The 11097-nt window shown below is 63.1% G+C and carries 8 protein-coding genes and 1 pseudogene; 7 read left to right on the plus strand and 2 right to left on the minus strand.

Annotated features, from left to right (window positions below):
* Positions 1–7 precede the first annotated feature (7 nt).
* The 6 genes from NKI52_RS29260 to NKI52_RS29285 all read left to right on the plus strand — a co-directional run bounded on the left by NKI52_RS29260 (position 8) and on the right by NKI52_RS29285 (position 6684).
* Entirely contained in the window at positions 8–1612 is a 1605-nt protein-coding gene (locus NKI52_RS29260) for a GMC family oxidoreductase (protein ID WP_352700482.1), read from the plus strand.
* 141 nt (positions 1613–1753) lie between these two features.
* Positions 1754–3028, plus strand: a complete 1275-nt coding sequence (locus NKI52_RS29265) for a flavin-containing monooxygenase (protein WP_352700483.1) — start codon at positions 1754–1756, stop codon at positions 3026–3028.
* Between the two features lie 44 nt (positions 3029–3072).
* The gene (locus NKI52_RS29270; protein WP_112394870.1) at positions 3073–3489 is read left to right on the plus strand and encodes a RidA family protein; all 417 of its coding nucleotides are present in this window, start codon (positions 3073–3075) and stop codon (positions 3487–3489) included.
* Positions 3490–3494: 5 nt separating this feature from the next.
* Positions 3495–4169: a DUF1028 domain-containing protein gene (locus NKI52_RS29275; RefSeq protein ID WP_352700484.1), complete on the plus strand. Its 675-nt coding sequence runs from the start codon at positions 3495–3497 to the stop codon at positions 4167–4169.
* A 40-nt stretch (positions 4170–4209) separates the two neighbouring features.
* Positions 4210–5700, plus strand: a complete 1491-nt coding sequence (locus NKI52_RS29280; RefSeq protein ID WP_352700485.1) for an aldehyde dehydrogenase — start codon at positions 4210–4212, stop codon at positions 5698–5700.
* Positions 5701–5748: 48 nt separating this feature from the next.
* On the plus strand, positions 5749–6684 hold the full coding sequence (locus NKI52_RS29285) for a LysR family transcriptional regulator (RefSeq protein WP_111547928.1): 936 nt from the start codon (positions 5749–5751) through the stop codon (positions 6682–6684).
* A gap of 75 nt (positions 6685–6759) precedes the next feature.
* Here NKI52_RS29285 and argE read toward each other — a convergent pair whose 3' ends face one another.
* Entirely contained in the window at positions 6760–7926 is a 1167-nt protein-coding gene (argE, locus tag NKI52_RS29290; protein WP_352700486.1) for an acetylornithine deacetylase, read from the minus strand.
* Positions 7927–8208: 282 nt separating this feature from the next.
* On the opposite strand from argE, the gene NKI52_RS29295 reads away from it, so the two are divergent.
* A complete protein-coding gene (locus NKI52_RS29295; protein WP_352700487.1) occupies positions 8209–10278 on the plus strand; it encodes an oxidoreductase in 2070 nt (689 codons plus the stop codon).
* A gap of 713 nt (positions 10279–10991) precedes the next feature.
* On the opposite strand, the pseudogene NKI52_RS29300 reads toward NKI52_RS29295, so the two are convergent.
* Positions 10992–11088 (minus strand): annotated as a pseudogene (locus NKI52_RS29300) (carbohydrate ABC transporter permease); the annotation flags it as partial.
* Positions 11089–11097 lie beyond the last annotated feature (9 nt).

The following is an 11097-nucleotide window of genomic DNA, read 5'->3' on the forward strand; positions in this document are numbered from 1 at the left end:
GCAAGGCATGAGCATCGCGACCGCGGAATTCGACTATATCGTCATCGGCGCGGGGTCGGCCGGTTGTGTCCTGGCCAACAGGCTGAGCGCCAACCCCGCCAACCGCGTCTGCCTCGTCGAGGCCGGCGGCAGCGATGACCGCACAAGGGTGCGTGTGCCGGCCGGCATTCTCTCGCTCTACGGCAATCCGACTTTCGATTACGGCTACAAGGGCGTGCCGCAGCCGCTGCTCAACAACCGCCGCATACCGGTCAACCGGGGCAAGCTTCTCGGCGGGTCGAGTTCGATCAATTCGATGGTCTATATTCGCGGCGCCGCCCAGGATTACGATGAGTGGGCAGCGCTTGGCTGTGCGGGGTGGTCCTATGCAGACGTCTTGCCGGTCTTCAAGAGGCTGGAGCGGAATCTCCTGTCGCAGAACCCGGCCTATCACGGCTTCGACGGCGAATTGCTGGTCGACAATCCGCGTGATCCCAACGTCTTATCCAACCTGTGGGTAGAGGCGGGCCGGAACATCGGCCTGCCTGAAAACCGCGACTTCAACGCCGATGGCCAACTCGGTCTCGGCATCTACAATGTCACCCAGGACAAGGGCGAGCGATTCTCGGCCTATGCAGCCTTCGTTCGTCCGGTTCTTAGCCGCCCGAACCTCCAAGTCCTATCAGGCGTCGAGGTGCTTGATCTGGCAGTCGAAAGCGGGCGCGTCACCGGCGTCAATGTGATCAAGGACGGAGCAGCCCAAAGGCTGACATGCCGCGCCGAAGTTGTGCTCAGCGCAGGCGCGATCGGATCGCCGCGCATCCTGCTTGCTTCCGGTATCGGCCCGGCCGACCAGCTGAAGGCGGCGGGGATAGAGCCGGTCATGAACGTGCCGGGCGTCGGCAAGAATTTGCGCGACCATGTCGACGGCATGATCACCGTGCGGTCGAACAACACCAAGACGCTCGGCCTGTCGCTCGCCAATCTGCCGGCGATGCTGGTGGCGCCGTTTCAGTATTTCGTCCGGCGCAAGGGCATGCTGACGACCAACTACGTCGAGGCCGGCGGCTTCGCCAAGACGAAATATGCCGGCGATATTCCCGATGTCCAATTCCACTTTGTTCCGGGCTATCGCAGCCATCGCGGCCGGCTCGTCGAATATGGCCACGGCTATGCCGTGCACACCTGCGTGCTCAGACCCGGAAGCGTCGGCGACATCACGCTCGAGCGCGACGGCACCCGCCGAAATGTGCTGATCGATCACCGCTTCTTCAGCGACGGGCAGGATGCTTTGACTCTGGTCGAGGGCATCAAGCTGGCGCGCTCGATCCTGGCCTCGCCGGTCTTTGCCGATATTCGCGGACCGGAAATCCTGCCGGGACCCGATGTCGTCACCGACGCCGACATCCTCGCCTATCTGCGTGCCGAGGCGCTCACCGTCTATCACCCGGTCGGCACGGCGAAGATGGGCACCGATACCCAGGCGGTGGTCGATCCGGCCGGCCTCAAGGTGCGCGGCTTCGAAAATCTGCGTGTGGCCGACGCCTCGATCATGCCGACGCTGATTGGCGGCAACACCAATGCGCCATCCATGATGATCGGCGAAAAAGCGGCCAGGGCGATGTTGTCGTAGTCTCGCGTTGGCTCCTGGCGTTTAGGGACAAGCTAACCACTGCCACGTGAAATCGTAATTTTCGCTAACCAGTCCCTCCAGTACACCAGCGATCTGACCTCCTCGCATCCGCAGAAACTCTTGGAGGGAAAGGACGCAGAAATGTCAGTGGAAAAAATAGACACGCTTGTCGTCGGCGGTGGCCAGGCGGGGGTGGCTATGTCTGAGCATCTGAGCAAATGCGCGGTGCCGCATCTCGTTCTCGAGCGTGGCCGGATCGCCGAGCGCTGGCGCTCGCAGCGATGGGACTCGCTCGTTGCCAATGGGCCAGCCTGGCATGACCGTTTCCCGGGCATGGAATTTCCCGTGACGGGTCCCGACGGCTTTCCCTCCAAGGAGGAGGTTGCGGACTATTTCGCCGCTTATGCAAGGCAGATCAATGCGCCGATCCGCTGCGGCGTCGAGGTCAAGCTCGCGCAAAGAATTGTCGGTCGACCCGGGTTCCGCGTCGAGACGTCGGATGGGGTGATCGAAGCCAACAGCATCGTCGCGGCGACCGGACCTTTCCAGGTCCCGGTCATCCCCGCCATTGTCCCCGACGATGCAGGTATTCTGCAGATTCATTCCAGCGCGTACCGAAACCCAGGACAGCTGCCGAAGGGCGCGGTGCTGGTGGTCGGGGCGGGATCGTCAGGCGTGCAGATCGCCGACGAGCTTCAGCGCTCGGGGCGGCGCGTCTACCTCTCGGTCGGCCCGCACGACCGCCCGCCACGCGCCTATCGCGGGCGCGATTTCTGCTGGTGGCTTGGCGTTCTCGGCAAATGGGACCTCGAAACCCCGGGGCCTGGCACGGAACATGTCACGATTGCGGTGAGCGGCGCGCGTGGCGGCGAGACGATTGATTTCCGTCGACTGGCCGCGCAGGGGCTTACCCTTGTGGGCATGACCAAGACATATCAGGACGGCGTGCTGACCTTCGCGCCCGATCTGGCGAAGAACATTGCCCGCGGTGACGCCAACCTGATGTCGCTGCTGGACGAGGCCGACGCCTATGTCGCGCGCAACGGCCTCGACCTTCAGCAGGAGCCCACGGCCCGTCGGATCGACCCGGATCCGGACTGCTTGACCAACCCGCTTCGTGAGCTCGATCTGGCTGGCGCCGGGATAGCGGCGATCATCTGGGCCACCGGCTTTGCCGTCGATTACAGCTGGTTGAAGGTCGATGCTTTTGACGAGAGGGGCCGGCCAAAGCACCAGCGCGGCGTCTCGGTCGAGCCTGGAATCTATTTTCTCGGCCTGCCTTGGCAGTCGCGAAGAGGGTCCAGTTTCATCTGGGGTGTCTGGCATGATGCCAAGCATGTCGCAGACCGGATTTCGACGCAGCGCAAATATCTGGCCTACCATGCTGCCGCTCGGCGCGAGACCGTGGACGCCTGACCGACGCTGACGACAGCCACGAGCCCGATCTGATGGAGACCAGGATGGCGCATACAAGAATCCGCAAGTTCAACACGAAGGACACCTATCCCGAGCAGAAGCTCGACAATGATCTGTGCCAGGCGGTCGTCACGCGGGGCGGCCGGACGGTCTATCTGCGCGGCCAGTGTCCTCAGGATCTCGACACCGCCAAGAATATCGACAGCCACGATCCGGCGGAGCAGACGCACAAGGTGATGCAGAACATCAGGCAGCTCATCGAGGAGTGCGGCGGCACCATGGAGCACCTGGTCAAGGTGGTCGTCTACATCACGGACGTGCGCCATCGCGAGGCGGTCTACCGCACCATGGGCGAGTACATCAAGGGCGTGCATCCCGTTTCGACCGGCCTCGTCGTGCAGGCCCTGGCGCGGCCGGACTGGCTGGTCGAGATCGACGGCACCGCCGTCATTCCGGACTGACGGCCATGACCTTTTCCATCGTCGCGCGCTGCAGCCGCACCGGCATGTTCGGGGTCGCGGTGTCATCCTCGTCGCCTGCGGTGGCCGCGCGTTGTGCCTATGCGCAGGCAGGCGTCGGCGCCATTGCCAGCCAGAACGTCACCGATCCGGCGCTCGGCACGAGGGGGCTCGAACTGCTGGCGCGCGGCGCTTCGGCCGCCGAGGCGGTTACGATCTTGAGGCGCACCGGCGCCTATCCCGAATACCGGCAGGTGCTGGCCGTCGACGCCGCCGGGACAACCGCTATTCATTCCGGGCCCAAGGCGCTTGGCATCTGGGCGGAGGCGCGTGCGGACAATGTCGCCTGCGGCGGCAACATGCTGGCCCATGATGGCGTGCCGCAAGCCATGGTAGAAGCCTTCCTGGTTTCGGAAGGGCATCTCGGCGACCGCCTGATCGCGACCATGCGCGCCGCGCTGAAGGCGGGTGGCGAGGCGGGCCCGGTCCATTCGGCTGGAATGAAGCTGGTGCGCGAGGTCGCATGGCCGGTCGCGGACCTGCGCTGCGACTGGACAGACGACTGCCCGATCGAGGAACTGGGGACCTTGTGGGATCGCTACAAGCCGCAGCTCGATGCCTATGTGACCCGCGCGATCAATCCGTCGGACGCACCGAGCTACGGCGTGCCGGGCGACGAGTAGCCAGTACGCGAGTAGCCGGCATACAGGGGGAGGCATCCGCATGAGCGAACTCAGTCACAAGGACTGGATCGGCAAAGCATCGGCGATCCGTTTTCGCGACAAGGCGTTCATCGACGGCAAGACGGTTGCCGCGCGTTCGGGCCGTACCTTCGCCAGCATCAATCCAGCCACCGGCGAAACGCTGGCCGAGGTGGCGTCCTGCGGTGAGGAAGACATCGACCTGGCCGTTGCCGCGGCGCGCCGCAGTTTCGAGGCCGGTGTCTGGTCGCGCACGAGCCCGGCGCACCGCAAGGAGGTGCTGCTGCGGCTGGCACGGCTGTTGCGCGAAAACCTGCAGGAGCTTGCCCTGCTCGAGTCGCTCGACATGGGCAAGCTTGTCACGGATGCGGCGACTGTCGATGTCCCCGGCTCGGCGGCGATCTTCCAGTGGTATGGCGAGGCCATCGACAAGATCTACGACGAAGTGGCGCCGACCGGCACGAGCGATCTGGTGCTGGTGCGGCGCGAGCCGCTCGGCGTGGTAGGTGCCGTGGTGCCGTGGAATTTCCCGCTCGACATGGCAACCTGGAAATGCGCGCCAGCGCTGGCGGCGGGCAATTCGGTGGTGCTGAAGCCCGCGGAGCAGTCGCCTTTCTCTGCGCTCAGGCTGGCGGAACTTGCCATGGAGGCGGGTCTGCCGGCCGGCGTGCTCAATGTCGTGCCCGGCCTTGGCGAGACGGCCGGCCAAGCGCTCGGCCGCCACATGGATGTGGATTGCCTTGCCTTCACCGGATCGACCTCGGTCGGCAAAATGTTCCTGCAGTATTCCGGCCAGTCGAACATGAAGCAGGTCTGGCTCGAAACCGGTGGCAAAAGCCCGAACCTTGTCTTTGCTGACTGCAAGGATCTCGATGCGGCGGCCGACATGGCGGCCTTCGGCATCTTCTTCAACCAGGGCGAGGTGTGTTCGGCCAATTCGCGCCTGCTCGTGCAACGCGGCATCAAGGATGCGCTTCTGGAGAAACTGGCGGAGCGCGCTGCGGCCACCCAGCCTGGCGATCCGCTCGACCCGGCCTCGAAAATGGGCGCCATGGTCGATGCCCGCCACGCCGCCAACGTCATGCGGTTCGTCGAGGCCGGCAAGAAGACCGCGCGCCTGGTTGCCGGCGGCGATCGGGTCACGATCAACGGTCGCGGCAGCTTCATACAGCCGACCATCTTCGACAATGTTGCCCATGATGACCCGATTGCCCGCGACGAGATATTCGGACCGGTGCTTTCGGTCATAGCCTTCGACGACGAAGAGGAGGCTATCCGCATTGCCAATGACAGCCCGTACGGACTGGCCGCATGGCTGTGGACCGACAGTCTTTCGCGTGCGCACCGCGTTGCCGGCCGGCTCCGCGCCGGCACGGTTTCCGTCAACACGGTCGATGCGCTGAGCCCGATGACGCCGTTCGGCGGGATCAAGCAATCCGGCTTTGGCCGCGACCTGTCGCTGCACGCGCTCGACAAGTACACCGCGCTGAAAACGACATGGATCAAATACTGAAGGCGCGGGCGCTTGATCCCGGCGCCCAAACCGGCAACATAGAAGCCCATGCCGCTACGCTTCACCCTGAGACAACTGGAATATTTCGTCGCCGTCGGCGAAGCCGGCTCCATTACCAAGGCGGCCGAGCAGGTCAATGTTTCGCCGCCTTCGATCTCGGCGTCGATCGCGCAGCTGGAAGCCGAATTCGGCGTCCAGCTTTTTGTGCGCAAGCATTCGCATGGCCTATCGCTCACGGCCGGCGGGCGCGTTTTTCTGAAGGAGGCCGCCAGGCTGCTGGCCGACGCCGACGCTCTGCACGATATTGCCGGCGACATCGCCGAGAAGGTGCGTGGGCCGCTGGCGGTTGGATGCCTGCTGACCTTCGCGCAGATCGTCATGCCGACCCTGCGCATGAAGTTCGAGCGCGCCTATCCCGAGGTGCGGTTCAGGCAGTTCGAACGCAACCAGGGTCAGCTGCTCGAAATGTTGCAACGGGGCGAAATCGACGCGGCGCTGACCTACGATCTAGAACTGTCGCAGGACACGACGTTCGAACCGCTGATGCTGGTGCCGGCCTATGTCATGCTGCCTCAGGGGCACCGCTTCGCCGGCAAGGCTTCCATCACGACGGAAGAGCTGGCCGACGAGCCGATGGTGTTACTCGACCTGCCATATAGCCGCGAATATTTCCTCTCGGCCTTTCATTCGCGGGGGATCCGGCCGAACATTGCCGAGCGCACCGGCGACATCGCGGTAATGCGTTCGATGGTTGCGAACGGCTTCGGCTATGGCATCGCCAACATGCGGCCGCTCAACACGCTGGCGCCAGACGGCAAGCCGCTGGTCTTCGTGCCGCTGGAGGGGGATTTGCGGCCTCTGACTATGGGGGTTGCATTGCCCAACGCCGAGCACCGCACCCAGACAGTGCAGGCATTCATCGATCATTGCCGCCGTTTCGTCGTCGAACAGGGCGTGTTCGGCAGCGGGCGGGTCGTGGAATAGAGCAATTCCAGGAAAGGTGTGGAACGGATTTCCCACAGGAATTGCGTCAAAACGAAGAGATCCCGCGACGACCTATCAGGCCGTCTGAAGCCGGTGACCAGCAAGCCGCCGCAGCAGATTGTCCAGCATGTCGTCGCAGCGGCCCATCTGTTCGACGCTGACGAATTCGTCCGGTCTGTGCCCTTGCGCCATCGAGCCTGGTCCGCACACGATGGTCGGCGTGCCGAGGTCGCGGCTGAACAATCCGCCTTCGGTGCCGAAGGCAACCTTGATGGTATCGTTGGCGCCGGTCAACGATTTGACGAAGGCTACGGCCTGCGAGTTCGCTGGCGTGTCCAGCCCTGGGTAGGTGTTGGTGATATCGATGTCGATGGTCGCCTCAGGCGCGATCGTTGAGGCCTCAGCGGCAATGCGCGCTGCCGCCGCGCGCAACCCATCGAGGATTTGGTCGGGATTGTCGGCCGCGACATTGCGGATCTCGAAGTCGAGCTGGCAGAGGTTCGGCACGATGTTGAGCGCCACGCCGGCATTCATCTTGCCAACGTGGACGGTCGTGTAGGGAATGTCGTAGTCGCCGTCGCGTACGCCATCGCGCGCCAGCCGATCCTGTTCTTGGCGCAGTGCGGAGACGAAGTCGCAGCCCAGATGAATGGCATTGAGTGCCAAGGGGGCCAGCGCCGAATGGCCTTCGCGTCCCCTGCAGATGGCGCGCGCCGCAAGCTTGCCCTTGTGGCCGGTCGCAACCTGCATGCTGGTCGGCTCGCCGACGATGCACAGCAATGGCCGGTGCGGCGCAGTCTGCAGCATGTCGATCAGGCTGCGCACGCCGATGCAGCCGATCTCCTCGTCGTAGGAGAGTGCCAGGTGCAGCGGCGTGCGCAGCGTCATTCTCGAGGCCTTGAGGCAGGCCGAGAGTGCGCAGGCAACGAAACCCTTCATGTCGGCTGCGCCGCGCCCATAAAGCTTGCCGTCGCGTTTCGTCATCTCGAAAGGCCGCAGCGTCCAGGCCTGCCCGTCGACTGGAACGACGTCGGTGTGACCGGACAGCATGATGCCGGAAGCGCCGGCCGGTCCGATGGTGGCAAAGAGGTTGGCCTTGTGGCCGTCCTCGCTGTGGATGATCTGGCAAGCAATGCCGTGCGTGTCCAGCAGCTTTGCCACATAGCCGATAAGGGCGAGGTTCGAGTCGCGGCTTACCGTCGGGAATGCCATGAGCTTTTCAAGGATCTGGATGCTGTCCATGCGTCCTGCGTCTCGTTGGCCGTGCGCGCTATCTAGCATCGCGCCGCGTCGGTCTTGAAGTTGCATTTGGCTCAGCCGGGATTCAGCGGACGCTAATCCAAGCGGGGTTGACCGATTAGGCGCGTCCTAACCGGCACAGAAGAAATCTGTTGTTTCCCGGCGCTTGCCGCAACTTATGAATGGTCTCTCACGGCATCAACCCACTGGGCTGGCCGGCTTGCGCTACGGCTCGAACCATGATCGGGCATGTTGCAAGGCTGAGCTGGCAGGAAGGCAAGTTCCATGCGCGATCCACGCTACGACATTCTGTTCGAGCCTGTGAAGATCGGTCCGGTGACCGCCAAGAACCGCTTCTACCAGGTGCCGCACTGCAATGGCGGCGGCTATCGTGATCCATCGGCCGCGGCCGAGATGCGGCGCATCAAGTCGGAAGGCGGCTGGGGCGTCATCTTCACCGAGCAGACCGAGATGCACCACACCTCGGAGATTACGCCCTTCATCGAGCTCAGGCTTTGGGACGACGCCGACATCCCAGCTCTGGCGAAGATGGCCAAGGCCATGCACCAGCATGGCGCGCTGGCCGGCATCCAGCTAGCCTATTCCGGTATCAACGGCTCGAACCTCTACACCAAGGAAGTGCCGCGCGGACCGTCGGCCTTGCCGATCCGCACCTTCACCAACGATCCAGTCCAGGCACGCGCCATGGACAAGCAGGATATACGTGACCTGCGCCGCTGGCATCGCAATGCCTTCAAACGCGCCAAGCTGGCCGGTTTCGACCTGGTCTGTCTCTACGGCGCGCATGGCTTCGGCATCATCCAACACTTCCTGTCCACCGCCACCAACCAGCGCAGTGACGAATATGGCGGTTCGCTGGAAAACCGCTCGCGGCTGATGCGTGAACTGATCGAAGAAGGCCGGGGTGCCATCGGCGACACGTGCGGCCTGACGCTGCGGCTGTCGCTGGACGAGATGATCGGCGAGCTCGGCTTCGCCAATTCCGAAGTGCGCGACATGATCGAGATGCATGCCGACCTGCCCGACCTTTGGGACTTGGCGCATGGCGCCTGGGAGGACTGCTCCGGGCCGTCGCGGTTCAAGGAGGAGGGCGCGCAGGAGAGCCTGGTGTCCGGAATCAGGAAGCTGACCTCGAAGCCGGTGGTCGGCGTCGGGCGCTTCACGTCGCCGGATGTGATGGTGAAGATGATCAAGTCCGGTACGCTGGATTTCATCGGCTGTGCGCGCCCGTCCATCGCCGATCCCTTCCTGCCGAAGAAGGTTGAAGAGGGGCGGATCGAGGACATTCGCGAGTGCATCGGCTGCAACATCTGCATCACCGGCGACATGACCATGTCGATCTCGCGCTGCACGCAGAACCCGACCTTCATGGAGGAGTGGCGCAAGGGCTGGCATCCTGAACGCATGCAGGCCAAGGGCGACAGCGACAGCGTGCTGATCGTCGGCGCCGGTCCCGCCGGGCTTGAGGCCGCCCGCGCGCTAGGCCTGCGCGGCTATCAGGTGGCCATCGCCGAAGCCGGCATCGAGCTCGGCGGCCGCGTGGCGCGCGAATGCCGCTTGCCCGGCCTCTCCGCATGGGGCCGCGTGCGTGACTATCGCCAGTACCAGATCAGCCAGATGTCCAATGTCGACGTCTATTTCGAAAGCCGGTTGTCTGCCGAGGATATACTGGCCTTCGGCTTTCAGAACATCGCCATCGCCACCGGCTCGACATGGCGACGCGACGGCGTGGCGCGCGCGCATGTCGTGCCGATGCCGGTGGACCCGGCCATGCCGATTTATACGCCCGACGATCTGATGGGCGGCACTGTGCCGTCCGGCAACATCGTGCTGTTCGACGACGACCACTATTACATGGGTGGCGTGCTGGCCGAGCTGATGGCGCGCCAGGGCGCAAAGGTGACGCTGGTGACGCCGTCGGCCTATGTGTCCGACTGGACCCGCAACACGCTGGAGCAGGGTGCCATTCACCGCCGGCTCGCCGAACTCGGCGTCGAGATCGTGTTGAACCGGACCGTGACGCGCGTCGTGCCGGGAGGCGTCGCCACCGCCTGTGCCTATACGGGTTCCCGATACGACATCGCCGCGGATGCGGTGGTGATGGTGACATCGCGCCAACAAGACGATGGGGTCTGGCACGAGCTGAAAACACGGCAGGACGAGTGGGCGTGTAGCGGCATCCGCTCGATCAAGGTCATCGGAGACGCCGACGCGCCGGGTCCGATTGCTTGGGCAACTTACGCCGGCCACCGTTTCGCCCGCGAGCTGGATGAAGCCGATATTGGCGATGCGCTGCCATTCCGGCGGGAAGTGACGGCTTTGGCGGCGGGGTAGGCCGATGGCATGGCTTGATAGGGAATGACGTCGCCACAGGCCGATAGTGTTTCGCGCTAGCGTGTCGAAATCTGATGTCGGCATCAATCGCAAGACAATACGGAACGATACGGGAAATTTTCTAATTTTGGCCCACGAAAAACGCAATAGAATCAACGTCCTCCGGGCCCACCAAAATTATTCAATCTCAATCACTTATGGTCTACTTCGCTTCGAAGTGGGCCAATCTAGATTCGCTATCTCCAACGACTCAGGTGCATTGACTCGATCCATGAGCTAGGAAAGGCGAGTTGTGTCTGCTCTTAAGTCCTATTGTCCTCCTTTCAGTCAGGTTTGTGCAGCCATGTATAGTCCAGCTATTTCAAGGCTGGAAAGACCCTTGGGCAACGCGTGCGGCAAAAGGCGGCAACGACGTACGAATGGATGGTTGGCGCGCCAAATCGAGGATGCCGCGGCAGGAAGTAAGCTGGTGTGAAATGCCAGCATCTGTGATCCCATGGTTATTGCAGCTGCGATATCCTGTCTGGAATCGGACTTCTGCCGAACCGGAGATCATGACCCCGAAGGCGACATTCGTAGGCAGAGCCGTGGATGACCGCTTCGCGCCTCATGTCGGCTGTTGAGATCAAATTCGCCGTTTCCTCAAAGCAGCCGTTCGGCTTGGACGACATGATGTCCGGTTTGGCCCAAAGCGGACACGGGTCCATAACTTCCTATCCCTTTACAGCGCCAGCCGTCCGCGACGATCTGCCGGTGGAAGAACAGGTAGACGATCAGCGGCGGGATGGTGATCAGAAGGATGTTCATGAAACAAGCGCT

The organism is Mesorhizobium sp. M0590, assembly GCF_040320905.1.
Lineage (GTDB): Bacteria > Pseudomonadota > Alphaproteobacteria > Rhizobiales > Rhizobiaceae > Mesorhizobium.

What these genes read in the sequence shown, in the direction of transcription:
- NKI52_RS29295 (WP_352700487.1), top strand. Translation starts at nt 8,209, where the DNA reads ATGCGCGATCCACGCTACGACATTCTGTTCGAGCCTGTGAAGATCGGT.
- NKI52_RS29280 (WP_352700485.1), top strand. Translation starts at nt 4,210, where the DNA reads ATGAGCGAACTCAGTCACAAGGACTGGATCGGCAAAGCATCGGCGATC.
- NKI52_RS29275 (WP_352700484.1), top strand. Translation starts at nt 3,495, where the DNA reads ATGACCTTTTCCATCGTCGCGCGCTGCAGCCGCACCGGCATGTTCGGG.
- argE (WP_352700486.1), bottom strand. Translation starts at nt 7,926, where the DNA reads ATGGACAGCATCCAGATCCTTGAAAAGCTCATGGCATTCCCGACGGTA.
- NKI52_RS29270 (WP_112394870.1), top strand. Translation starts at nt 3,073, where the DNA reads ATGGCGCATACAAGAATCCGCAAGTTCAACACGAAGGACACCTATCCC.
- NKI52_RS29285 (WP_111547928.1), top strand. Translation starts at nt 5,749, where the DNA reads ATGCCGCTACGCTTCACCCTGAGACAACTGGAATATTTCGTCGCCGTC.
- NKI52_RS29265 (WP_352700483.1), top strand. Translation starts at nt 1,754, where the DNA reads ATGTCAGTGGAAAAAATAGACACGCTTGTCGTCGGCGGTGGCCAGGCG.
- NKI52_RS29260 (WP_352700482.1), top strand. Translation starts at nt 8, where the DNA reads ATGAGCATCGCGACCGCGGAATTCGACTATATCGTCATCGGCGCGGGG.